This window comes from Nocardiopsis sediminis (assembly GCF_042650565.1).
GTDB lineage: Bacteria > Actinomycetota > Actinomycetes > Streptosporangiales > Streptosporangiaceae > Nocardiopsis_B > Nocardiopsis_B sediminis.
On record NZ_JBHSBH010000013.1, the window covers coordinates 1 to 23690 of the forward strand.

The 23690-nt window shown below is 72.4% G+C and carries 21 protein-coding genes and 1 pseudogene; 11 read left to right on the forward strand and 11 right to left on the reverse strand.

Annotation, left to right across the window (positions count from 1 at the left end; genetic code table 11):
• Nucleotides 1-95: 95 nt before the first annotated feature.
• The 5 genes from ACFOVU_RS20115 to ACFOVU_RS20135 all read right to left on the reverse strand — a co-directional run bounded on the left by ACFOVU_RS20115 (nt 96) and on the right by ACFOVU_RS20135 (nt 4978).
• Entirely contained in the window at nt 96-1229 is a 1134-nt protein-coding gene (locus ACFOVU_RS20115) for a 5-methyltetrahydropteroyltriglutamate--homocysteine S-methyltransferase (RefSeq protein WP_378535933.1), read from the reverse strand.
• Between the two features lie 221 nt (nt 1230-1450).
• Nucleotides 1451-2662 carry a phosphoserine phosphatase SerB gene (gene serB, locus ACFOVU_RS20120; protein WP_378535935.1) on the reverse strand — a complete coding sequence of 404 codons (1212 nt, stop codon included), beginning with the start codon at nt 2660-2662 and terminating at the stop codon, nt 1451-1453.
• A gap of 112 nt (nt 2663-2774) precedes the next feature.
• Nucleotides 2775-3404 carry a DUF1707 SHOCT-like domain-containing protein gene (locus ACFOVU_RS20125; RefSeq protein ID WP_378535937.1) on the reverse strand — a complete coding sequence of 210 codons (630 nt, stop codon included), beginning with the start codon at nt 3402-3404 and terminating at the stop codon, nt 2775-2777.
• Nucleotides 3405-3491: 87 nt separating this feature from the next.
• Nucleotides 3492-4118 (reverse strand): DUF1707 SHOCT-like domain-containing protein, encoded by a 627-nt coding sequence (locus ACFOVU_RS20130; RefSeq protein WP_378535939.1) that lies wholly within the window; start codon nt 4116-4118, stop codon nt 3492-3494.
• Nucleotides 4119-4204: 86 nt separating this feature from the next.
• Nucleotides 4205-4978 carry a hypothetical protein gene (locus tag ACFOVU_RS20135; protein WP_378535941.1) on the reverse strand — a complete coding sequence of 258 codons (774 nt, stop codon included), beginning with the start codon at nt 4976-4978 and terminating at the stop codon, nt 4205-4207.
• Between the two features lie 151 nt (nt 4979-5129).
• Between ACFOVU_RS20135 and ACFOVU_RS20140 the strand changes: the two genes are divergently transcribed.
• Together ACFOVU_RS20140 and ACFOVU_RS20145 are read left to right on the forward strand one after the other, a co-directional pair.
• On the forward strand, nt 5130-5915 hold the full coding sequence (locus ACFOVU_RS20140) for an ABC transporter ATP-binding protein (protein WP_378535943.1): 786 nt from the start codon (nt 5130-5132) through the stop codon (nt 5913-5915).
• Nucleotides 5916-6138: 223 nt separating this feature from the next.
• Complete coding sequence (locus ACFOVU_RS20145; RefSeq protein WP_378535945.1) at nt 6139-7164, forward strand: SPFH domain-containing protein; 1026 nt, start codon at nt 6139-6141, stop codon at nt 7162-7164.
• 92 nt (nt 7165-7256) lie between these two features.
• On the opposite strand, the gene ACFOVU_RS20150 is transcribed toward ACFOVU_RS20145, so the two are convergent.
• Entirely contained in the window at nt 7257-7592 is a 336-nt protein-coding gene (locus tag ACFOVU_RS20150; protein WP_378535947.1) for a WhiB family transcriptional regulator, read from the reverse strand.
• Between the two features lie 441 nt (nt 7593-8033).
• Here ACFOVU_RS20150 and ACFOVU_RS20155 point away from each other — a divergent pair, with 441 nt between their 5' ends.
• A complete protein-coding gene (locus tag ACFOVU_RS20155; protein ID WP_378535949.1) occupies nt 8034-8792 on the forward strand; it encodes a sulfite exporter TauE/SafE family protein in 759 nt (252 codons plus the stop codon).
• Between the two features lie 65 nt (nt 8793-8857).
• On the opposite strand, the gene ACFOVU_RS20160 is transcribed toward ACFOVU_RS20155, so the two are convergent.
• On the reverse strand, nt 8858-9484 hold the full coding sequence (locus tag ACFOVU_RS20160; protein ID WP_378535951.1) for an HD domain-containing protein: 627 nt from the start codon (nt 9482-9484) through the stop codon (nt 8858-8860).
• Nucleotides 9485-9607: 123 nt separating this feature from the next.
• Between ACFOVU_RS20160 and ACFOVU_RS20165 the strand changes: the two genes are divergently transcribed.
• The gene (locus ACFOVU_RS20165) at nt 9608-10999 is read left to right on the forward strand and encodes an FAD-dependent oxidoreductase (protein WP_378535953.1); all 1392 of its coding nucleotides are present in this window, start codon (nt 9608-9610) and stop codon (nt 10997-10999) included.
• A 79-nt stretch (nt 11000-11078) separates the two neighbouring features.
• Here the strand turns inward: ACFOVU_RS20165 and ACFOVU_RS20170 are convergent, their stop codons facing one another.
• Together ACFOVU_RS20170 and ACFOVU_RS20175 are read right to left on the reverse strand one after the other, a co-directional pair.
• Complete coding sequence (locus ACFOVU_RS20170) at nt 11079-11954, reverse strand: alpha/beta hydrolase family protein (protein ID WP_378535954.1); 876 nt, start codon at nt 11952-11954, stop codon at nt 11079-11081.
• A 92-nt stretch (nt 11955-12046) separates the two neighbouring features.
• Complete coding sequence (locus ACFOVU_RS20175; protein WP_378536463.1) at nt 12047-12643, reverse strand: TetR/AcrR family transcriptional regulator; 597 nt, start codon at nt 12641-12643, stop codon at nt 12047-12049.
• 704 nt (nt 12644-13347) lie between these two features.
• Here ACFOVU_RS20175 and ACFOVU_RS20180 point away from each other — a divergent pair.
• The 5 genes and pseudogenes from ACFOVU_RS20180 to ACFOVU_RS20200 all read left to right on the forward strand — a co-directional run bounded on the left by ACFOVU_RS20180 (nt 13348) and on the right by ACFOVU_RS20200 (nt 20432).
• Nucleotides 13348-14820 carry an aldehyde dehydrogenase (NADP(+)) gene (locus ACFOVU_RS20180; protein ID WP_378535956.1) on the forward strand — a complete coding sequence of 491 codons (1473 nt, stop codon included), beginning with the start codon at nt 13348-13350 and terminating at the stop codon, nt 14818-14820.
• 132 nt (nt 14821-14952) lie between these two features.
• Nucleotides 14953-15990, forward strand: coding sequence for an adenosine deaminase (gene add, locus ACFOVU_RS20185; RefSeq protein WP_378535958.1), 1038 nt, complete (start codon nt 14953-14955; stop codon nt 15988-15990).
• Nucleotides 15991-16237: 247 nt separating this feature from the next.
• A pseudogene (locus tag ACFOVU_RS20190) lies at nt 16238-17685 on the forward strand (catalase).
• Nucleotides 17686-18313: 628 nt separating this feature from the next.
• A complete protein-coding gene (locus ACFOVU_RS20195; RefSeq protein ID WP_378535960.1) occupies nt 18314-19438 on the forward strand; it encodes a chaplin family protein in 1125 nt (374 codons plus the stop codon).
• A 121-nt stretch (nt 19439-19559) separates the two neighbouring features.
• Nucleotides 19560-20432, forward strand: coding sequence for an SURF1 family cytochrome oxidase biogenesis protein (locus ACFOVU_RS20200; protein ID WP_378535962.1), 873 nt, complete (start codon nt 19560-19562; stop codon nt 20430-20432).
• An 84-nt stretch (nt 20433-20516) separates the two neighbouring features.
• Here ACFOVU_RS20200 and ACFOVU_RS20205 read toward each other — a convergent pair whose 3' ends face one another.
• Together ACFOVU_RS20205 and ACFOVU_RS20210 are read right to left on the reverse strand one after the other, a co-directional pair.
• Nucleotides 20517-21113 carry a DUF4232 domain-containing protein gene (locus ACFOVU_RS20205; RefSeq protein ID WP_378535964.1) on the reverse strand — a complete coding sequence of 199 codons (597 nt, stop codon included), beginning with the start codon at nt 21111-21113 and terminating at the stop codon, nt 20517-20519.
• Nucleotides 21114-21283: 170 nt separating this feature from the next.
• Entirely contained in the window at nt 21284-22414 is a 1131-nt protein-coding gene (locus ACFOVU_RS20210; RefSeq protein ID WP_378535966.1) for a threonine synthase, read from the reverse strand.
• A gap of 141 nt (nt 22415-22555) precedes the next feature.
• On the opposite strand from ACFOVU_RS20210, the gene ACFOVU_RS20215 reads away from it, so the two are divergent.
• Together ACFOVU_RS20215 and ACFOVU_RS20220 are read left to right on the forward strand one after the other, a co-directional pair.
• On the forward strand, nt 22556-23389 hold the full coding sequence (locus ACFOVU_RS20215) for a class I SAM-dependent methyltransferase (RefSeq protein ID WP_378535968.1): 834 nt from the start codon (nt 22556-22558) through the stop codon (nt 23387-23389).
• Nucleotides 23386-23637, forward strand: coding sequence for a Smr/MutS family protein (locus tag ACFOVU_RS20220; RefSeq protein WP_378535970.1), 252 nt, complete (start codon nt 23386-23388; stop codon nt 23635-23637). The genes ACFOVU_RS20215 and ACFOVU_RS20220 overlap by 4 nt, the downstream gene beginning before the upstream one ends.
• Nucleotides 23638-23690 lie beyond the last annotated feature (53 nt).

Here is a 23690-nt window from a genome sequence, read left to right on the forward strand (position 1 = left end):
ACATTCTTTTTGGTGGGGTGGGAGCTTGGCTTCCACCCCACCTTTTTGTTACCGGACATTGTGCGATTGTGAAGGAGTGCAGAGGGGGTCGGCGATCAGCCCCAGACTTCCTCCGCGGTCTCCACGATCAGCCTGAGCTTCGCCACCTCCTCCTCGATGCTCAGGCTGTTGCCCTCCACGGTCGAGGAGAACCCGCACTGCGGCGACAGGCAGAGCTGCTCCAGCGGCACATATGCGGCGGCCTCCTCGATGCGTCGCTTGAGCGTGTCCTTCGACTCCAGCTCGCCTTTCTTCGTCGTGACCAGCCCCAGGACCACGTACTTCCCCTTGGGGACGAAGCGCAGCGGGGCGAAGGTCCCGGAGCGCCAGTCGTCGAACTCCAGGAAGAACCCGTCGACGTCCAGCTCGCTGAACAGCTCTTCCGCCACGAAGTCGTAGCCGCCCGACGCGACCCACGACGACCGGAAGTTCCCCCGGCACATGTGGGTGGTCACCCGGACGCCCTCCGGGCGGTCGCCGACCGCCGCGTTGAGCTGGCGGATGTAGCGCTTGTGCAGGTGCTCCGCGTCGTCGCCCCGTTCGGCGACGACGGCGCGCTCCTGCGGGTCGTTGAGGTAGGCGAGGCTGGTGTCGTCGAGCTGGATGTAGCGGGCGCCCAGTTCCGCGAGGCCCCGGATCTGGTCGGCGTAGGCGGCCGACAGGTCCGACCAGAACTCCTCGATGTCGGGGTAGACGTCGGTGTCGATGGACGCCTGGCCGCCCCGGTAGTGCACCATGTTCGGCGACGGGATGGTGATCTTCGGGGTGGCGGTGGTGACGGTGTCCCGGAGGAAGGCGAACGCGTCGGCGAAGATCGTGTCGCGTACCGCTATCCGCCCGTCCACCCGCAGGGCCGCGGGGGTGAACTCGATGTCGCCCTCGTTGTTGTGGAAGGTGACCTTGAGGGTGTCGGGCGCCTGCGAAACGCCCTCCAGCCGGTAGATGAAGTCCATGTGCCATGAGGACCGGCGGAATTCGCCGTCGGTCGCGGACTGGAGCCCGACCTCCTCCTGGAGGCGGACGACGTCGCGGATGGCGTCGTCCTCCGCCGCGCGGAGCCCGTCGGTGTCGATCGTGCCCGCTGCGTGGGCGGCCCTGGCCTCCAGCAGCGGCTGAGGGCGCAGCAGGCTGCCGACGTGGTCGGCGCGGAAGGGCGGGAGTTCGAGTCGGCCGGCCGGGTGATCGGACATACTGCTCCTCCTTCGACGGGCGTCCGCCGGGGATCAGGGCGGAGCGTTCACCTTACGCCGGGGATCCCGCGGAGGCCATGGACCGTGCTGGAACCCGAAGGAGATGGCCCCCCGAGGAACGGCAAAGGGGACTCGGCCGCACGGCCGGGTCCCCCATGGGTTCGTGTCCTCGACGGCCGGCGTCCCGGGGTGCCCGGGGCCCCGCCGTCACCGAGGTGCGGTCACGCGTTCCGGTCCGCCGCCTCGACCTCTTCGCGGGAGACCCCGAGCAGGAAGACGATGGTGTCCAGGTAGGGGACGCTGACCGACGTGTCGGCCTGCTGGCGCACCACCGGCTTGGCGTTGAAGGCCACGCCCAGGCCGGCGGTCCGCAGCATGTCCAGGTCGTTGGCGCCGTCGCCGATCGCGACGGTCTGGTTCAGCGGGACTCCGGCCTCGGCGGCGAATCGCTCCAGCGCCAGGGCCTTCCCCTTGCGGTCGACGACCGGCCCGACCAGGCCGCCGGTGAGCTTGCCGTCGATGACCTCCAGTGTGTTGGCCGCCGAGTAGTCGATGTCCAACCGCTCCACCAGGGCGTCCGTGATCTGGGTGAACCCGCCGCTGACGATCGCGCACTCGTAGCCGAGGCGCTTGAGCGTGCGGATGAGGGTGCGCGCGCCGGGGGTGAGGACCAGCTCGTCGCGCACCGCGTCCAGCGCCGAGGCGTCGAGGCCCTTCAGCAGGGCGACGCGGCGGCGCAGCGATTCCTCGAAGTCGAGGTCGCCGCGCATGGCCTCCTCGGTGACCCGGGCGACCTCCTCGGCGCACCCGGCGTGGGCGGCCAGCAGCTCGATGACCTCGCCCTGGATGAGGGTGGAGTCGACGTCCATCACGATCAGGTGCTTGGCGCGCCGGTGCAGGCCGCTCGGCTGTAACGCGACGTCGATCGACTGGGTGGCGGCCTCCATGGCGAGGTCGCCGCGCAGGCGCTCCTGGTCGGCGCCGGAGATGTCCAGCTCGATGGAGGTGACCGGGTAGCTGGCCAGGCGCTCGATCCGGTCGATGTTGGCGCCGGCCCGCGCCACGCACGACGCGATGGCGCCGAGCGCGCCGGGCCGCAGGGGGTCGGCGAGGATGGTGACGTGCAGCTGCTCGGCGGAGGCCGCGCCGACGCGCTCGTTCCCGTAGGAGAACTCGACGTCCATGTCGAGGTCGATGGAGGTCTTCTCGACCGCGTTGCGCACCTCTTCGAAGACGCGCTCGTGGCTCACGCCCGGCGCGACGCTCTCGTCGACGACGAGGAGCGCGGCCAGGACCAGTCGGCCGCCGATGACGACCTGTTCAAGATCGGCGAGGGTCACCGGGAAGACCGACAGGGTGCTGAGCAGCCGCGCGCTCACACCGGGCCGGTCGCGTCCACTGACCGTAATCAGGAGGCTGGAGTGATCTTTCATCGCGTGAACCACGGTACTCGGCCTGCTCATGGCGGTGCGTGGCAGGGCTCTGAACGTCCGGCCCCTGTTCACCTGATGTCCATTTGCGTGATCATTCCCGCACTCACAGTGGTCATTTCCGCTTCTTGTTCTTCTTCCGCTTGGGGCCTTTGGCCTTGACGTCGATGCCGCCGAACATGCAGGTTCCGGTCAGCCGGATCGTCGGTGCGTTGAGGTCCGTCACGCTGTCGGTCCCGTGCATGCTGGTCCCGCCCATGACCGCCGTTGTGTTGTTGACCACACGGACGCCGTAGGGGACGGTGATGTCGAGGCCGCCGAACACGACGGCGCACTGCACGGTCACCTCGCGCTGCGTCAGCACGGCCTCGCGGAAGTCGAGCGCGACGCCCCCGAAGAGGACGGACGCGTTGGTGCGCGGTTCGACCAGCCAGCGCCCGGTGCGCTCGGCGCTGCCGAAGACCGCCACGATGTTCTCGCGCCCTGAGCTGCCGGCCGCGATGGAGCGCGCCTCATCGGTGGAGACGGTGAGGCCGACCGGGTTCGCGGCGGCGCCGGGTTCCCCGATCACCGGGAGGTCCTGGGTGAGGGGGGTGAGCTGCCCGAGGGTCTTGGCGCGGTAGACCGAGTCGAGGCGCTCCTCGTGCTCCTCCTGGGTCAGCCGCCCCTCCGCCAGCGCTTCGCGCAGCCGTTCGGCGACGCGGTCGCGGTCGGCATCGGACGCGCGCATGTGTTCAGGTTCCATGTCCGCCTCCCGCGATCATCCGGTTCCCCGGGCCCGTTGCCGGGGTGCCGCCGTCTACCGCCTTCTCTACCGCACGGTGACCGATCATCACGTGTCGGCGCGGCTGTCGGCCGTGCGCGCGATGATGGAGCCCAGGAAGCAGAGGCCGCGAATGGTCAGGGTCGGTGCGCCGGGGGTCTCCGCTCCGGACGTGTCGACGCCCCTCAGGTCGTTCGCCCCCAGGATCGCCGATGAGCGGTCCACGACGCGCACGCCGGGCGGCACGGTCACGATGAGGGTGCCCAAGAGGACCGCGCTCTGGATCACGACCTCGCGCTGCGAGAGCAGTGCGCGGCGCAGGTCCAGTTCGACGGTTCCGCACAGGACCGACGCGTTGGTCCGCGGCTCGACCAGCCAGCGGCCCTTGCGGACGGCGGTCCCCAGAACGGCGACGATGTTCTCGTGGCCGGTGGCCGTGGCGCGCAGCTCGTGGTCGCCCGCGCCGGATGCGGCGGCGCCCGCCGGGGCGCCCTGCGGGAGGTCGCCCGTCAGCTCCGCGAGCTCGGCCAGCGTCTTGGCGGCGTAGGTGGCCTCAAGGCGTTCGGCGTGCTCGTCGTGGGTGAGGCGGCCCTCGGTGAGGGCGCCGGCGAGCAGGTCGGCCACGCGGTCGCGGTCGGCGTCGGAGGCGCGCAGCGCAGGCGCCGCGGTTCGTTCGGGCGGGACCGTGTCGTTCATGTGACGAGTATCCGCCGCCTCCGGCGCGGCCGGATCGGGAACCACCCCTGGCTTTCCCCTGATACCGCGGTCATGGCACTCGGGGGTCACGTGAGCGCGGCGGCCCCGTAGGCGGCGACACGGGCCCGGCGCACCGCGCCGTCGAGGAGCCGGAGGGCTTCGCGGCGGGAGTCCATCTGCGCGGATGACAGGCCGCGTCCGTCGTCGCCGCCGGCCAGCCGGACGACGACGGCGAGGCGGTCGGCCTGGGCCGCGAGCCGGTGTGCGCGCTGGGGGTGCCCGGGGGCCAGGCCCTCGGTGGGGGCGCGCCCGGTGTCGCGCAGGTCGGCGAGGGCGCGGGTGACGTCGGGACCCCATGTGCCGATGTCGTCGATGCGGCCGAAGAGGGTCGCGCACTCGCGGATGGCGAGGGTGAGCCGGTGCTCGGCCTCGGCGAGGGGAACGGGTTCGGGGGAGGCGTCGGCGGCGGGGTAGGGGGTCCAGGAGACGCCGACGTAGGAGGAGCCCCGGCGGTCCTCCCCGGGCACGAGCCCGATCTGCCGGTCGGCGAGGCGGATGAGGACCGCTTCGCGGGCGTCGATCGCCGCCCGGTTGAGGTCGGCGCCGCCGACCAGGCCCAGGGGGTCGCCGGGGACGGGCAGGCACAGCCGGAACGACGCGAGCCCGTGGGAGCGCAGCCGGGCCAGCGCCGACCGCAGCGGTGCGCCGCTCTCGAAGGGCAGGTCGCCGGGGACGGCGCCGATGACGTGGGGGCCGGTGCGCCGCTCCACCGCGTCGACGGCGTCGTCGAGCCCGGCCTGGCCGGCGAGCCAGGCGTTGCCCCAGGCGACCAGCTGGGCCGATGACAGTTCTTGCAGCATTGCCTCAGCGTAGATCGGTGTCCGGACCAACAGGAGCGTCCGCTAGGTTCGCATCGGGACAGCGGTGAGCATGTGCGTGGAGCGCACGGGACGGGCCGCGGGGCGGCCGCGGATCGGTCCGGTGCCCGCGCGGACGGTGACAGGGAGTGTGATGGACGGCCAGGTGCTGCGCATGAGCGGCGTGAGGGTGCGCCGCGGCGATGCCGAGTTGCTGCGTGATGTGGAGTGGACGGTCGAGGAGGACGAGCGGTGGGTGGTGCTGGGCCCCAACGGGGCGGGCAAGACCACGCTGCTCAGCGTGGCGGCCACGCAGACGGCGGCCACCTCCGGTGAGGTGTCGGTGCTCGGGGAGCCGCTGGCGTCGGCCGACACCGGCGAGCTGCGGCCGCTGATCGGGTTCGCGGGGGCGGCGGTGGCCAACCGGGTGCCCGATTCCAGTGTCGTCCTGGACCTGGTGATCAGCGCCTCCTACGGGTACCTGGGCCGGTTCGGGGAGGAGTACGGTACCCCCGACCTCAGCCGGGCGCGGGCGCTGCTGACGGCGTGGGGTGTGGCGCCGCTGGCGGAGCGCCGGTTCGGGAGCCTGTCCGAGGGCGAGCGCAAGCGGGTGCTGATCGCGCGCTCACTGATGGCCGACCCCGAGCTGCTGCTGCTCGACGAGCCGGCCGCGGGGCTCGACCTCGGCGGCCGGGAGGACCTGCTGCGGCGGCTGGCGAACCTGGCGGGCGACATCGACGCGCCCGCTCTGGTGGTGGTCTCCCACCACGTCGAGGAGATCCCGCCCGGGTTCACCCACGGGCTGCTGATCCGCGAGGGCGCGGTCGTGGCGGCGGGGCCGCTGGAGCACGTGATGACCGAGGAGAACCTGAGCGAGACCTTCGGCCTGCCGGTGAAGGTCGAGCGCGACGGTGAGCGGTGGAGCGCGCGTTCGGCCTGATCGCCGTGTGTTCGAGCGGACCGTAACCGCTACATCCGGAAAACCGGAATTCGATTCGCTGTCCGCATGTGGCCAATCGCGCAGCGTTCGGGCCGAGTTCACCGCCCCACTGCGGGAACGCACGGGTCGGCGAGCTTTATGATCGCCGCGTGGACGTCCGTTTCGCGGGCGCCCACCACGACTGCCTGTGCCACCCCCCGACAGGAGAGCCGGAGCCGCCTCGATGGGTACCGTTGTCATCATTCTGCTGATCTTCGTGGCGATCCTGGGGGTGATCGGCTGGCGCAGCGTCCGCATCGTCCCCCAGGCGATGGCGGACGTCGTCGAACGTTTCGGGGGCTACCACCGGACGCTGAACTCCGGGTTCAACATCGTCATCCCGTTCGTCGACCACGTGCGCGAGCGCATCGACATGCGCATCCAGGTGGTGAGCTTCCCGCCGCAGGCCGCCATCACCCAGGACAACCTGTCGGTGAACGTCGACACCGCGGTCTATGTGAAGGTCACCGACCCCTACAACGCCACCTACAAGGTCGCCAGCTTCATCACGGCGGTCGAGCAGCTGGCCTCGGCGACCCTGCGCAACGTGGTCGGCGGCATGGACCTGGAGCAGACCCTCACCTCGCGCGACCAGATCAACCGCGAGCTGCGCGCCGTGCTCGACGAGGCCACCGCCGAGTGGGGGATCGAGGTCAGCCGGGTCGAGCTGAAGGGCATCGAGCCTCCGGAGTCGGTCCAGGAGGCCATGGAGAAGCAGATGCGCGCCGACCGCGACAAGCGCGCCGAGATCCTCACCGCCGAGGGGCAGAAGCAGTCGGCGATCCTGCGCGCCGAGGGTGAGCAGTCGGCGGCCGTGCTGACCGCGCAGGGTGCGGCCGATGCCGAGAAGGTGCGGTCGAAGGCCGAGGCCGAGGCCATGACGGTGCGGGCGCGCGGCGAGGCCGACGCCATCACCATGGTGTTCAAGGCGCTGCACTCGGGCGATGTCAGCCGGGAGCTCCTGGCCTACCAGTACTTGCAGAAGCTGCCCGAGATCGCCAAGGGCGACGCCAACAAGGTGTGGATCGTGCCCAGCGAGATGGGGGCCAACGCGCCCTGGAACCTGTTCGGGCAGCAGGAATCCCTGGGCGACATCGCCGACGCCGTGCGCACGAACCCGGCGTTCCCGGGCGGGCCGGGCTTCCCGAACTCCTCGGGCCGGCACACGACCCGGGTGGCCGAGGAGCCCGCTGAAAGCCAGGAAGGGTGAGCGCGCCCGCCGCGCTCCCGCTGGTGTGAACGGCCCCCGCCACACGGCGGGGGCCGTTTCCGTTGCCCGGTGTCGATAGCGGTGGCGGCGGCTCAGGCGGCGAGAGGGCGGGGATCCCAGTCGTCGCCGGGGTCGGAGTCGGCCGCCGGTCCGCTGCGCTCATAGCGTTCGCGTGCGGCGGTCAGCAGCTCCGACCACGAGCCGACATCGGGCCGGCGGCGCAACAGGGCGCGGCGCTCCCGTTCGGTCATCCCTCCCCAGACGCCGAACTCGATGCGCTCGTCGAGCGCCTCGGCCAGGCATTCGGTGCGCACCGGGCACCCCCGGCAGATCATCTTGGCCCGGTTCTGCGCGGCTCCCTGGACGAACAGCGCGTCGGGGTCGACCCCGCGGCACAGCGCTTGCTCGGTCATCTCCGAAGTCCACATGTTGCCCCACTCCCAAGATCAGCATGTGTGTCGTGCGCCGACGGGCGCGGTCGTCGGCATGGGCGGTGAGATGGCACACGAAACGACCCGCAAGGCCTGCTGACCGGGGCCGGTTCGCTCAGGGATCGCCGGTTTCGGCGCGCTGTGTCGTTGCTCACCACTGGGGACGAAACTACGGATCGTTGCGGGCCGCCGACAGGCCCCAATAGGCCCATTTCTGAAATAGCCCGAGTGAGTCATAGCCAGCGCAACGGTTGGTGATCTAGTTGTCACCCTTTGTGGTTCGTTTCAGGGTCCGAGGATGGCGGTGGGGTGGGTCCGCTGTGATCGGACGCTAGGGGCGATACGTAGACTGTATGCAGGAAACCCCCGCAAATGGGGGTTTTTCGTCATCCGATCATGGGCTCGACCGCCCAATCCAGCCGAGTGCGAGGGTCATCGATGAATGTCTGGGAGGCGCTCGCCATCCTGGGGGCGGGCATCGGCGCCGGCGGCATCAACGCCGTCGTCGGCTCCGGAACGCTCTTCACCTTCCCAGTGCTGCTCGCTCTCGGGTTCCCGCCGATCACCGCGACGATCTCCAACAGCATCGGCCTGGCCCCGGGGTCGTTCACCGGCGCCGTGGGCTACCGCGAGGAGCTGCGCGGGCAGGGCCCGCGGCTGACCCGCTTCGGGATCATGTCGTTCGTGGGCGCGATCACCGGGGGGACGCTGCTGCTCACGCTGCCGGCCGGCGTCTTCGAGCTGGTGGTGCCGGTGCTCATCGGCCTCGCCTGCGTGCTGATCCTCATCCAGCCGCGCCTCGCCCGCTGGCTGCGCGGGCGCCGCCCCGCCCACCCCGACGGCGGCCCGCTGCTGCCCTTCGGCGTCCTCGGGGCGGGCGTCTACGGCGGCTACTTCGCCGCCGCCCAGGGGATCGTGCTGATGAGCATGCTCGGCACCGCCCTCGACGAGGACATGCAGCGCCTCAACGCGCTGAAGAACGCGCTGACCTCCATCGTCAACGCCACCGCCGCGGTGTTCTACATGATCTTCGCCCAGCCGTCATGGCCGGTGGTGGGCCTGATCGCGGCGGGATCGGTGATCGGCGGCTACGTCGGGGCGCGCCTGGGCCGCAAGCTCAAACCGTTCGCCCTGCGCGGCCTGATCGTCGCCGTGGGCCTCACCGCGGCGATCCAGCTGCTGATGGAGCGCTTCTAGGGGTGTTTCCCGCGAGCCGTTCGCCGACCTGCGGGGCGCCGTGAGGCGCCCCGCAGGCGCCGGTGTCAGCGGCCGGGGAAGTAGCCGCGGCGGTCGGCGTCCTCGATCAGGGCGACGGCGTAGGAGCCCAGCGCCTCCGACCCCTCCGCGATGATCTTGACCTTCTCCAGCACCTGCTCGCGGGAGATGCCGAAGCGCACCCACGTGCCGCCCTCGGTGTGCCAGTTGGCCAGCATGGGCGCCAGCCGGTCGATCGCCTTGGCGAAGCGGGCCTCGGGGGTCTCGCGCGCTTCGAACTCCTCCCACAGCGCGCGCGTGTGGACGGCCTGGTCCTCGGGCAGCAGGGCATAGATGCGGTCGGCGGCGGCGCGCTCCCGCTCGATCTGGGAGACGGACTCCTGGACGTCGTAGACGAACGTGTCGCCGGCGTCGATCTCGACGATGTCGTGCAGAACGAGCATCTCCACGACGCGGTCGATATCGGTCCCTTCAGGCGCGTACTCGGCGAAGATCCGGGCGGACAGGGCCAGATGCCACGAGTGCTCGGCGTCGTTCTCCCTGCGGGAACCGTCGACCAGCTCGTTGCGCCGCAGGATGCGCTTGAGCTTGTCGGTCTCCAAGATGAACCGGAGCTGGGCCGTGAGCCGTTCGTGGTCGACCCCGCTGGCAAACACCGGTGCCGGTTCCGTCACGTAAGTCGCCCTCCTAGCACAATGGATGATCACGTAGAAACCAGGGGGAAGCCCGGCCGTCACAGGGATGATCCCATGGAACGGCGGCCGGCTGACGCAGGAGCATCCGGTAGGGGAGGCGGCATGGAGCGAGCGGTGAACGCGCGGCCACGACTCGTCGTCGTCGGCGGCGACGCGGCCGGGATGAGCGCCGCATCGCAGGCGCGCCGGTGGCGCGGACCGGAGGATCTGGAGATCCTGGCCCTGGAGCGTGGCCGCCACACCTCGTACTCGGCGTGCGGGATTCCTTACCTGGTGGGGAAAACCGTATCCACAGCGGAGGAGCTCGTGGCCCGCGACCCCGCGACTTTCGCCGAGAAATATGCCATTTCCGTGCGCACGGAGACGGAGGCGACCGCGATCGACCTCGATCGCCGCACCGTCACGGCGCGCGGCGCCGACGGATCGGTCACCGAGGAACCGTTCGATCAGCTGATGATCGCCACCGGCGCCGTCCCCCTCCGCGCCGATCTGCCCGGGGCGGACGCCGAGGGCGTCTTCGGCGTGCAGACTCTCGCCGACGGGATCGCGGTGCGCGCGTTCGTCGACGAGGAGCGCCCCGAGACCGCCGTGATCGTGGGGGGCGGCTACATCGGCCTGGAGATGGCCGAGGCGTTCGTACAGCGGGGCCTGCGCGTTCTGCTGGCCGACTCCGGGCCCGAGCCCATGGGCACGCTCGACCCCGATATGGGTGCCCAGGTGCGCGAGGCGCTGACCGGGATGGGCGTGGACGTGCGGCAGTGCGAGCGGGTGACCGGGCTGCGCTCCGAGGGCGGGCGGGTGCGTGCCGTCCGCACCGCCGCAGGGGAGTACCCGGCCGACATCGTGGTCCTGGGCATGGGGGTGCGCCCCGGGAGCGACTTGGCGCGCGCTGCGGGGCTGCGGATCGGGCCCACCGGCGGGATCGTCGTCGACGCGCGCATGCGCACCTCGGCGGAGGGCGTCTGGGCGGCGGGCGACTGCGTCGAGACCTTCCACCGGATCTCCCGCGCGCCGGTCGCCATCGCCCTGGGCACCCACGCCAACAAGCAGGGCCGGGTGGCCGGGACCAATATCGGGGGCGGCTACGCGCGGTTCGACGGCGTCCTGGGCACGGCGATCACCAAGGTGTGCGGCCTGGAGGTGGCCCGCACCGGGCTCAACGAGAGCCAGGCGCACGCCGCCGGGTTCGCCTTCGAGACCGCGAGCCTGCGCTCGACCACCCGGGCGGGCTACTACCCCGGCGCCACCTGGATGACCGTGAAGCTGCTGGCCGAGCAGCGCACCGGCCGGCTGCTGGGCGGCCAGATCGTGGGCTGGGAGAACGCCGCCAAGCGCATCGACGTTCTCGCCACGGCGCTGTGGAACGGCATGACGGTGGAGGACATGGCGGGTATGGACCTCGGCTATGCGCCGCCGTTCTCGCCGGTCTGGGACCCGGTGCTGATCGCCGCCCGCAAGCTCGCCGAGCGGGGCGGCCCGCCCGCCCGCGGCTGACCGGCGCGCGGCCGGACCGCCACGGGCCGCTGCGGGCCGCGGCGGCCGCACAGCGGGCGGCGCGCGTTTTCTGGCCCGCTCAGCCCAGCCGCACCGTGGTCTCGTCGGCGGAGCGCATGTGCTGGTGGAACCACTCGGTGAGGGCGCGGTCGGCGAGGACGTTGCCGGGAGCGGGCGGGCCGGGTTCGAGCCCCGGCTCGGGGCCCATGGTGTGGGCGAGGTCGGGCACCAGGATGTGGCGGACCGCGTGCGGCGCATAGTGGGGCGCGAGGGCGTCGTGGAGCGCGCGGCCGTGCTCGGGGAGGATGACGTCGTCGTTGCCGCCGTTGACGATCAACAGGGGCGCCTGGGGGCGGCGCGCGGCGAGGTCGGGGGCGCGGCCGGTGAAGTCCAGCCAGGCGGCGACGTCGCGGGCGGTGTCGCTCCACTCGTAGGCGACGCCGAGGCGTCGGGAGCGCGCGGCGATCACCGGGCCCGGCCCGACGATCGGGTTGACCACGCCCGCTGCGGCGACCGGCATCCGGCTCTCGGCGAGGGCGAGGAGCACCGCGGCGCCCCCGGCGCCGACGCCCATCAGGGCGGGCGGGTCGTCGACGACGGGGAAGCGGGAGCGGAGCTCGGCGATGGCGCGCGGGATCTCGGCGGCGGCCTGCTCGACCACGGGCCCGTAGAGCTGGATGAGGTAGTCGTCCTGGCCGCGCCGGTTGACCTCGGCGATCCCGCCTTCGGGCAGCCTCGAGCCGAACAGCGGCAGGCCGAGGTAGAACCGCCAGGCCGGCAGCGACGCCAGCGGCAGGGTGCCGGCGAGGGCGAATTCGCTGCGCGGCGGCTCGAAGGCGTGGAGCCCGATGACCATTGGCGCGGGGTCGTTGGTGGTGGCGGGGGGCACGGCCACGAAGGGGATGCCGGCCGCGGTTCCGGTCACCGGCCGGGTGAGCGCGATGTCAGCTGCCACCGAGGTTTCCTCCCGTGTCGGAACGCCGCTGGTCGTCGGCGTTCGGCGCTCTGCCGCGCGTTGTGGGGTCCCGCACGCGCGTGGCGGCTGTGTCAGCCCTGCCAGCCTATTTCAGGCCGGTTTCCGGTGAAGTGCTGCCCCAGGTAGCCGCGCACGAGCAGCTTGGCCTCGCCGATGAGCAGGGGGTCGCCGTCGGGGTCGCGGCGGAACGCGAGCTTGAGAACGGCGTCGGCGGACTCCACGGCCACCGTGATGGCGGTGTCGAGGGTGTCGCTGTCGTCGACGCCCGCGATGGAGGTCAGCAGGTCGCGCAGGCGGTCGGCGATCACCCTGTTGTTGTCGTCGACGGAGTCGAGCAGGCGGACGTCGACGGTGTCGCCGAAGTGCAGGCTGCGGAACCCGGGCACGTTGCGGTGCATGTCGAGGTATTCGTCGATGACGACGTCGACGGCCTCGGTCCAGTGCTCGAACACGCCCTCGGACAGGCGCCCGGTGACCCGGAGGCTGAACATGTCGAGATAGCGCAGGCCCAGCGCCTGGGTGATGGCCTTCTTGTCCGGGAAGAACTGGTAGACGGAGCCGATGGCCACATCGGCGCGTTCGGCGATGCGGGTGGTGGACAGCTCGCTGTAGCCGCTCTCGTCGAGCAGCTCGGCGCAGGCGTCGAGCATCCGCTGGACCCGGGCCATGCTGCGCTGCTGGGCCGGGAGTCTGCGCAACGGCGCGTGCGCCAGGGACGCTTCGGCGGTGTGGGCGGGGACCTTCGGTTCGTTCTCCAGCCGCGGGCCGGCCGCGCCGACCGTCTCGGCCGACTGCCGCTGTCGCGGGGTCGCGGACGTGGAGCTGCGGGAGGTTGTCATCACGCTCCTATGATGCCTTTCCGGATTCAAACGGTTCCCGTAATAATTCGGTTTCGAGATCTTGATGTGCTGGGGCCCGCGCCGATCGTGCTGTGGTGCCACCGGGTGGTCACGTGTGGACGATCGTGCGCGGCGCTCGGATCCGGGGCGATCCTCGGGGCCGTGTCCCCTTTTCCACGGCGGATCCGCAAGGGTAGCCGGGGCCACCGACAGGATCCGGGAGGCCGCGCAGAGGCGGGCGCGGCCGGCGCCCGGTGCAGGGGGCGCCGTCGTTGGTCCGGGCGGCGAAGTGCCGTCGGCCGACGCGCCGCAGGGCGCGAACCGGCGGATCGCTACGCTGATCCCGGCCTCGCATGGTGCCATCCGCGGGGCCGCGGGTACAGCCCTTGCGCCGGGGCGCCGCAGCGTCGCGGGCCGCGGGCCGGTGAAGCGGCCGGGCCGGCCGGTGCGAGCGGCCTTCCGCGGGCCCGGGCCGGCACGGCAGCGGGCCGCAGGGAGCCACATCGGACGAACCGTTCTGGAGGGTTCTGACCATGACCGAGACCGCCGCGCCCCTGGCCGACACCACCGAGTCCGGGCTCGACGACGTGCTCGCCGCCGCCGCGGCCGCCGCCCCCGCTTTCGGAGCCCTGCCCCCCGCCGCGCGCGCGGCACAGCTGCGGGCGGTCGCCGACGCGCTCGACGCCGCCGCCGGCGACCTCGTCCCGATCGCCCAGGCCGAGAGCCGCCTGCCCGAGGCGCGCTGCCGCGCGGAGCTGGGCCGGACGACGTTCCAGCTGCGGTTCTTCGCCGACCACATCGAGGAGGGCTCCTACCTGGAGGCCGCCATCGACCGCGCCGACCCCGACTGGGGCATGGGCCCGCGCCCCGATGTGCGGCGGATGCTCCAGCCCCTGGGGCCGGTCCTCGTCTTCGGCGCCAGCAACTTCCCCTTCGCCTTCAGCACCGCCGGCGGCGACACCGCCTCGGCGCTGGCCGCCGGCAGCCCCGTCGTCGTCAAGGCCCACCCCGGCCACCCCCGGCTGGCGGAGCGCACCGGCGCCGTCGTGTCCAAGGCGCTGGCCGATGCCGGGGCGCCCGAGGGCGTGTTCGCCGTGGTCTACGGAGAGGAGACCGGGCGGCGCGCGGTGCAGCACCCAGCGGTCCGCGCCGTCGGGTTCACCGGGTCCATCCCCGGCGGCCGGGCGCTGCACGACCTCGCCGCCTCGCGCCCCGACCCCATCCCGTTCTACGGCGAGCTGGGCAGCGTGAACCCGGTGTTCGTCACCCGCGCGGCCATCGCGGCGCGCGGCGACTCCGTGCTCGCCGGCTACGCCGACTCCTTCACGCTGGGCTCGGGCCAGTTCTGCACCAAGCCGGGCGTGCTGCTCGTCCCGGGCGAGACCCCGCTCGACGCGCTGGTCGCCGACGTCCGCGCCCGGGCGGGGGCGCCGCTGCTCAACGGGCGCGTCGCCGGCGGCTTCGCGAACCGGCTCGATGCGCTCACCGCCCACCCGGGGACCGAGGTGCTGGCCGAGGGCGCCGACACCGGGGCGGGCTGGACCCCGTCCCTGCTGCGCACCGACGTCGCCACCCTGCTCGCCGACCCCGGCGCCCTCTTGGAGGAGTGCTTCGGCCCGGCGTCGCTGGTCGTCGGCTACGAGGACGAGGAGTCGCTGGTCGAGGTCGCCTCGGTGCTGGAGGGCCAGCTCACCGCGACCGTGCACGCCGAGGAGGCCGACCCGGTCGCGCCGCGCCTGCTCGCCGAGCTGGCCGCGCGCGCCGGCCGGGTGCTGTGGAACGGCTGGCCCACCGGGGTCTCCGTCACCCACGCCATGAACCACGGCGGGCCCTACCCGGCCTCCACATCGGTGCTGCACACCTCGGTGGGGTCCACGGCCATCCGCCGGTTCCTGCGCCCCGTGGCCTACCAGTCGGTGCCCGACGCGCTGCTGCCCGAGGCCCTGCGCGACGCCAACCCGCTCGGGGTGCCGCGCCGGGTCGACGGCCGCCCCGAGACCGCCTGATCCGCCGCCCGCGGCGGGCCCGCGGGATGCCGGTGGCACCCTCCCCGCCGTTCGCGGCCGATTCGCACGGATCCCCGTCAGAATCGGCCGCGAACGGTTGGAGTGGTGGCCGCGATTGCGTAGCGTCACGGCATGGACCGATCTTCTCCCCCCACCGCGCCCGGTATCGAGGCGTTCATCCGCGACCTGCCCAAGGTCGAACTGCACGTTCACCTCGAGGGTTCGATGCAGCCGGCGACGCTGCTCGAACTCGCACGCAAGCACCGCGTCGAAAAGATCCCCGCGACCGTCGAGCAGATCCGCGAGTGGTACGCCTTCCGCGACTTCCCGCACTTCATCGACGTCTACCTGACCTCGGTCGAGGCGCTGCGCGACGAGGCGGACTTCGCCCTGCTCGCCGGTGACGTCGCGGCCCGGCTGGCAGCGCAGAACGTCCGCTACGCCGAGGTGCACGTCAGCCTCTACGGCCACATGATGCGCGGTGTGCCCGCGAAGGTGGTGTTCGCGGGGATCGAGCACGCGCGCATCGAAGCCGAGCGCACGCACGGGATCCGGCTGCGCTGGATCCCCGACTTCCCCGGCGACTACGGTGCCGAGGCCGGCGAGGAGACCCTCGACGCCGTGCTCGCGCACCGGCCCGAGGGCGTCATCGGGTTCGGGGTGGGCGGGATCGAGGTGCCCCGGGCCCCATTCGCCGACCTGTTCACACGGGCGCGCGCGGCCGGGCTGCACAGCCTGCCGCACGCCGGTGAGAACGGGGGCCCGGAGCGCGTGCGCGAGGCGCTGGACCTGCTGCACGCCGAGCGCATCGGGCACGGGATCGACGCCATGCGCGACCCGGAGCTGATCGCCCGGCTGCGCGAGACCGGCATCCCGGTCGACGTCTCGCCCACCTCCAACCTGCGCACCCGCGCCATCGAGGCGATCGAGGACCACCCGCTGCCGCGCATGCTGGAGGCCGGGCTGGTGGTCACGCTGAACACCGACGACCCGCCCATGTTCGGCACCGATCTGCTCAACGAGTACCGGACCGCCCACCGCCTGGGCCTGGGCGCCGCGGAGCTGGCGCTGCTCGCGCGCAACGCCGTGGCGGCGTCCTTCCTGGAGCCCTCCGCCAAGGCCGCCCTCACGGGAGAGATCGACGCGCTCCTCGCCGCGCACGGCGGCTGATCGGCGGCTCGCCGGCCGGGGCCGCGCCGGCCACCGGCTGCGGCTCCGGCCGGCGGGCGCACATCGGGTAAGGGGCATCGAAGCAGGTCGGAGCGACCGAACCCGCTCATAGTCGACTTGATCTATTTCTTGAGTAGATCAAGATTGTGTCCTAGGCTGTGGCCTGGACGACGCCACCGCCCTCCGGGCGACGTCGACCGCGTGACCGGCGCGGCCCCGCTCACCCGTTTCCCGAAAGGTGCGATCAGTGACCGTTTCCCACAGCACGGACGATGCCGGCCACCCGGCACCGAGCGACGGCTTCTCCCAGTCGGTGGGGGCCAACGGCCCGCTGCTGCTCCAGGACCACTTCCTCATCCAGAAGATGGCCCACTTCAACCGCGAGCGGGTGCCCGAGCGCGTCGTGCACGCCAAGGGCGGCGGGGCCTTCGGCGAACTGGAGATCACCGAGGACGTCGGCCAGTTCACGAGGGCCGACCTGTTCCAGAAGGGCCGCAGGACCCCGCTGCTGCTGCGCTTCTCCACGGTCGCCGGCGAGCTGGGCAGCGCCGACAGCGCCCGCGACCCGCGCGGCTTCGCGCTGAAGTTCTACACCGAGCACGGCAACTACGACATCGTCGGCAACAACACGCCGATCTTCTTCATCCGCGACCCCTCGAAGTTCTCCGACTTCATCCACTCGCAGAAGCGGCGCGCCGACAACCAGCTGCGCGACCACGACATGCAGTGGGACTTCTGGACGCTCAACCCGGAGTCGGCCCACCAGGTCTCCTTCCTGATGACCGACCGCGGCACCCCAAGAACTGGCGGCACGTCCACGGCTTCGGCAGCCACACCTTCCTGTGGTACAACGCGGGCGGCGAGAAGTTCTGGGTCAAGTACCACTTCCGGACCGACCAGGGCATCGAGAACCTCACCGCGGGCGAGGCCAAGGCGCTCGAGGCGACCGACCCCGACGCCCACCGCCGCGATCTGTGGGAGGCGATCAAGCGCGGGGACTTCCCGTCCTGGACCGTGAACGTCCAGGTCATGCCGTTCGAGGACGCCGCCGACTACCGGTTCAACCCGTTCGACCTCACCAAGGTCTGGCCCCACGGCGACTACCCGGAGATCACCATCGGCCGGTTCACCCTGAACCGCAACCCGGAGAACTACTTCGCCGAGATCGAGCAGGCCGCGTTCGAGCCCTCGAACCTGGTGCCCGGCATCGGGGCCAGCCCCGACAAGATGCTCCAGGGCCGGCTGTTCTCCTACCCCGACACCCACCGCTACCGGATCGGCCCGAACTACCAGCAGCTGCCGGTCAACGCCCCCAAGTCCCCGGTGCGCAGCTACAACTTCGACGGCCCGATGGCCTACGCCAACCACCCGGACCCGGTCTATGCCCCCAACACCGCCGGCGGCCCCGTCGCCGCCGAGGAGCTGTACCGGGGCGAGGACTACCACGTGGCGGGCGAGATCGTGCGCTCCGCCTACCGGCTCCACAAGGAGGACGACGACTTCGGCCAGGCCCGCGCGCTGTGGACCGACGTCCTCTCCGCGGACGACCGCACCAACATGGTGGGCAACATCGTCGGCCACGCCTCGGCCCCCGAGGTCACCGCCGAGATGAAGAAGCGGGTCGTGGAGTACTGGACCAACGTCCACCCCGACCTCGGCGCCGGTGTCGCCGCGGGCCTGGGCGTCCCGGCCTAGCGGCGCGGCCGGCCCGATGGCGCGCCCGCTGCCGGGCCGCCCGTGGGCGCCCCTCGCCCCGGGCGCGGATCGACGATCCGCGCCCGGGGCGTCGTCGTGAGCGGCGGCCGAATACCCCCAAACAACGGACAACGTGATATGGGCGGCAAAAAGAATGTCAGGCGATACTTCGCATGATCGGCATCATGCGGAAATTATTCGGTCGATTGCGGAATCCGCGGCGGTGCGCGGAAATACGGGGGCTTCGCGGAGCGGATCGCCCGGAACCGGGGTGGGGCCGTGGGGATCGGGTGTTGCGTAGGCTGTGAGCTGCGCATCGATGCACCACGTGAGGGGTTGATGTCCGATCTTTTCCGGGATTTCAAAATTACTCCGGTAATTGCATGACAGCAGACCCGGAGCTGCTAGCGTAACGAGGCATCGGCGGATCGCGTCCGCCCATTCCCGTCGCCCGGGAATGGGACGGGACCGCCGGACCCGCCGTTCTCACGGCGCGCAGGCAGACACCCCGGCATCCGCGTGTGCCCGGCGGTGCGCGGCAGGCGGCCCGCTCAGCCCCGCCGCGGTGACGCACCGTCCCCGGATGCCCACCGACAGTCCCCCCATCCGTGAAAGGTTCCGCTCGAACATGCGCATCAGGCTCTCCTCCACCGCCTCCGTCGCCCTCGTGGCCGCCGGACTCGTCGGCGGCGCGCCCGCCGCGGCGTCCGCCGACCCCGCCACCGACGGCTCGGGCGGGGTCCTCAGCGGCAACCAGGTCAGCGTTCCGGCCGACGTCGAGGCGCAGATCTGCGGCAACTCGCTGGCGGTCCTCGGCATCTCCAGCGCCCGGTGCTCGGACGTCTCCCGGGTGCTCTACGCCATGGGCCAAGGGGAGGACGGCGGGGCGCGGACCGATGGATCCGGCGGGATCGCGAGCGGCAACCAGATCGACATCCCGGTCGACGCCGCGGTGGACGTCTGCGGGAACTCCGCCGCGATCGGCGGCGTCTCGGAGGCGCGGTGCATCGAGATCGCCGAGAAGCTCGCCGAGGCGTCCGCTGAAGAGGCGGGCGGCGATGCGCCGCAGACCGACGGCTCGGGCGGGGTGCTCAGCGGCAACCAGATCACCATCCCGGTGAACGTCGCGGTCGACGTCTGCGGCAACTCCATCGCCGTGCTCGGCGTTTCCGAAGCCGACTGCACCGCCGTGGTCGATGCCATCGAGGAGTCGCCCGGCAACGGCGGTGGGCCGCGGACCGACGGCTCCGGCGGCGCAGCGAGCGGCAACCAGGTGACCGTTCCGGTGGACGTGGCGGTCCCGATCTGCGGGAACGCCGTCTCTGTAGTGGGGCTCGCCGAGGCCGACTGCCTGTCCGCGATCTCTGAGGAGCCGCCCGCCGGCGATGGCGGCGACGGAGACGGGGACGGGGACGGATCGGGCGGCGAGGGCGACGGCGGCGACCGCGACCCGCAGGGCGGCACGGGTGACGGCGACGGGGAACAGCCGTCCGGCGACCCCGGCACCGGGTCCGGCTCCGACGGCGACCGTACCCCCTCTGCCGGCCCCGCGGCCGACGGCTCGGGACTCGGCGGGCTCCCGATGACCGGAGCGGCTCTGACCGGCTGGATCACCGCGGGCCTGGCCTCGCTCGGCGGCGGTGCCGCGGTGATGTACGCGACCCGCAGGCGCCGCGCCGCCGCAGCGGGCTCCTCCGACGCCACCGGGACGCAGGGCCCGGCGGGCACGGGCGGCGGCGCGTCGGACTCCTGATCCCCCGGCCGCGGCCGGGGCGGCCCCGGGGCACACCGCCCCGGGGCCGGCGCGGGCGCGCGCGGGGCCGGATACCGGGGGCGATGTCGGTCTCCGGCGGGGATCTCATAGCCTCAAGGGTGTGTTCCGGGTCCTGCTGTCCTCGCGCATGCTGGCGTTCCACGCGCTGGTGCTGCTGATCGTGCCCTCATTCACCTGGCTCGGGTTCTGGCAGCTCGGGCGCTGGGAGGACAAGTCGGCGGCGGCCGACCTGCAAACGGCCAACATCAGCGCCGACCCGGTCCCCCTCGAGGAGCTGAGCGCCGTCGGCTCCGACGTCGGACGCGCCGACCGCTGGCGGCCGGTCACCCTCACCGGCCGCTACGACACCGAGCACGAGCTCCTGGTCCGCAACCGCGACGGGTCCCGGGGCGTGGGGCTCTACGTCCTCACCCCGCTGGTCGGCGCCGACGGCACGGCCGCGCTGGTCAACCGGGGCTGGGTGCCGCAGCCGGCCACGGCCACGTCGGAGCCCGACGTCCCCGCTGCGCCGGACGGCGAGGTGACGGTCACCGGGCGCATCCAGTTCAGCGAGACCCCCGAGAACACCGGCATCCGCGAACGCGGCGGCCTGCCCGAGGGCCAGATCATGATCATCGAGGTCGACCGGATCGCCGAGGGGCTGCCCTACCCGGTCTACGGCGGGTTCGTCGAGCTGACCGACCAGGAGCCCGCCTCCGACCCGGCTCCCGAGGAGGTCGCGCCCCCCGAGACCAACATGGGCATGAACCTGTCCTACGCGGTGCAGTGGTGGGTGTTCACGGTCATCGGCGTCTGTGGCTGGGTCTTCCTGATGCGCCGCGAGGTCGCCGATGCCCGGTCCGGCGCCGCACCCGCGGACGGCGGCGGGCCCGGGGAAGGCGCCCCGCCGCCGGGCGGCCCGGCGGACGGGCCGGCGGACGGGGGCGGCTCCGCCCCTGATAGCAGCGGCCCGCGCCCCGAAGCCCGCGTCTGAGCGCGGCACCCCGCAGGCGCGGTGCGGCCGCATCTGGGCCGGTGGCGCGTCGTGGGCCGGTCCGCGCCGGCCGGCCGGCCGGTGTCAGTCCGGCGACTCCGCGACGGAGTAGCGCGGGATCGCGACCTCGGGGTTGGCGCAGACGGTGTCCTGGCCGCCCGTGGGCGCGACGGTGGCGCCGTCCGCGAACCACACCTGGATCCCGCGGACATCGGTGGGCTCGCAGACCTCGGGGTCGTAGTTCCCCGCATTGGGCTGGGCCAGGTTCAGCCGGGCCGAGCCCTCGACCGGGATGAGGAACGGGTCGCCCGGATCGCCCTCGTAGGTCGCTTCGGCCCCCACGGGCTCCTCGTCGTCGTTCACCCACTGCACCTTGTGCTCGCGCTTGAGCAGGCACGGCTGGTGCGTCGGGTTGTCCGGGTCGTCCGGGCCGCCGGCGATCCGGATGAGCGCGAACTCGATGTGGGTGGTGCCGGCCGCGCCTTCGCGGCTGTTCTCGATGATCTTGAAGTCCCGCGCCAGGCAGGGGCGCGTCCCCGTCGGCACACCGCCCTCCGGCGCCGGTACCGCCTGCGCGGGTGCGGCGGCCACGGCGACCGCGGCCGGCACCGTCAGCGCCAGCGCAAGGGCTCCCCGTTTCCAGGGCACGGCGTGCCGCTGACCGTTCGTGTGGATCTGCATGTCGTCCTCCCCGCACGTCCCACATCCGAAGATGTCCGGACATCGATGCGGCCCGGTTACCCACAACGGGAGCACCGGCACAAGGCGGGACGGTCAACTTCCGGCCCGTGTTCCCCCTGGTTTCGGCCATCCCCCGGCGAACGGGGCGCGGAAGCGGTGGGCGGCGGGCGTCACATGGGCTCTCCCAGGATCCGGGACAGGGTCTGCGGCACCTTGAGGCCCGACCCGCTGAGGACGGCGACGACCGTGTCCGATGCCGAGATCGCGCCCCGTGCGGCGAACCCGGGCACGGCCGCGGCCACGAGGGCGCTCGTGGGCTCCGCGAAGAGGCCCTGGGCGGCGAGCTCCCGCACAGCGGGCGCGATCGCGTCCTCCGGGACCGCCGCGATCTCGCCGCCGCAGGACCGCACGGCGTCGAGAACCTCCCGGTCGCGCACCGGGCGGGCGATCGAGGTGCCCTCGGCGGCGGTCGGCGTCCACTCCGCTGGGGACACGGCGGGGGCGCCCGCCGCGAACGCGCGGGCGAGCGGGGCACAGTTCTCGGGCTGGACGGCCAGCAGGCGGGGTGGCCGCTCGATGGCGCCGGAGCGCAGCAGCTCGGCGAACCCGATCGCGCAGCCGAGGACCAGGCTGCCCGCGCCCAGCGGCAGCAGCACCGCATCGGGCGCCCGGAAGCCCAGGTCCTCCCAGATCTCGTAGGCGATCAGCTTGGTCCCCTGGAGGAAGAACGGGTGCCAGTTGTGGCTCGCGTAGAACACGCCCGACGAGCGGCGGACCGCCTCGTCGGCCGTCGCCTGGCGCGGGCCGGGAACCAGTTCGACCTCGGCGCCGTGCACGCGGCTCTGCAAGGTCTTCGCCGCCGACGTCGATTCGGGGGCGAGGATCGTCGCGCGGATCCCCGCCGCGGCGGCGTAGGCGGCCACCGAAGCGCCGCCGTTGCCGCTGCTGTCCTCCAAGATCGCCCCGATGCCCTGGTGGGCGAGGACCGACACCATGACCGAGGTGCCGCGGTCCTTGAAGCTGGCGGTCGGGTTGAACCACTCCGGCTTCACCGCGAGCGGCACGCCCGAGAGGCGCACATCGAGCAGCGGGGTGCACCCTTCGCCCAGAGAGACCGGGGCGGGCCGGATGGGCAGCGCCGCCGCGTAGCGCCACTGCGAGCGCACCGACGAGTCGACGTCCGCGCGGGTCAGACCCGGCTGTGGCGACACCATCAGGGGCGATCCGTCGTCGCCGCGCCAGCGCGGCTCGTCAAGGGGGTAGCGCCGCCCGTCGCGGCCGGCCAGTGTGCTCGTCGTCATGCGTCGTGCCCCCCGTCGAGCCGCATCGCGTGCCGCAGCAGGGTGCGGCGCCCCCGGACAAGTGCGGCCACTGTACCCGGCCTGCGGCGGATGGCCCCGGGCCCCGAGCGGGGGGCCACCGCGGAGTGCCAGGATGGCCCCATGCACAGCGACGCCCCGGCCCCCTCCGACATCGCACGGGTCGCCCGGCGGCCCGCCGGCCCCGCCGAGAGCGCCCGCGCCAGCCGTATCTGGTGGGAGGGCTCGGCCGACGACTACCAGGCCGAACACGGCGGGTTCCTCCAGGACACCGGGTTCATGTGGTGCCCCGAAGGGCTCGTCGAGGCCGATGCCCGCCTCCTCGGCCCGCCTGAACGGGTCCGCGCCGCCCGCGTGCTGGAGGTCGGGTGCGGGGCCGCCCAGTGCTCCCGCTGGCTGCGGACCCAGGGCGTGCGCGAGGTGGTCGGGTTCGACCTGTCCTACCGCCAGTTGCAGCACGCCCGCCGCATCGACGAGCAGACCGGGCAGCGCGTCCCCACGGTCCAGGCCGACGCCCAGCGGCTGCCGTTCGCGGGAGGGGCGTTCGACATCGTCTGCTCGGCGTTCGGCGCACTGCCGTTCGTCCCCGACGCCGCGGCGGTGCTCGCGGAATGCGCGCGGGTGCTGCGGCCGGGCGGGCGGCTGGTGTTCTCGGTCGTCCACCCCATCCGCTGGGGCTTCCCCGACGACCCCGAGGGGCTGACCGCCACCGGCTCCTACTTCGACCGCCGCGCCTACGTCGAGGAGGACGACCAGGGCCGGGCGGTCTACGTCGAGCACCACCACACGATGGGCGACTGGGTCCGCGCACTGGCGTCGTCCGGGCTCCTCCTGCGCGACCTCGTGGAACCCGAGTGGGCCGAGGGCAACGACGAGGTATGGGGAGGCTGGGGCCCGGTCCGCGGACGCTACCTCCCCGGCACCGCGATCTTCATCGCCGAGAAGGGATCCGCGTGAAACTCAAGCTCGACCTGCACGACATCTACAACCGCGGCACCGACATCGACCGCGCCCTGCGCGACATCATCGACGAGGCCGTCCGCACCAAGGCCGCCACGGTCGAGATCATCCCCGGCAAGGGCTCCGGCCAACTCAAGAAGCGCGTCCTGCGTTACCTCGACCGCAAAGACGTCAAGTCCCGCTACCACCGAGTGGAGAAGGACAGCAAGAACTTCGGTCGCCTATTCGTCCACTTCCGGCACTGACTCGGGACACCTCGGCATCGAGCAGAGCGGGTGCGTGTACCCGGCGCATGAGC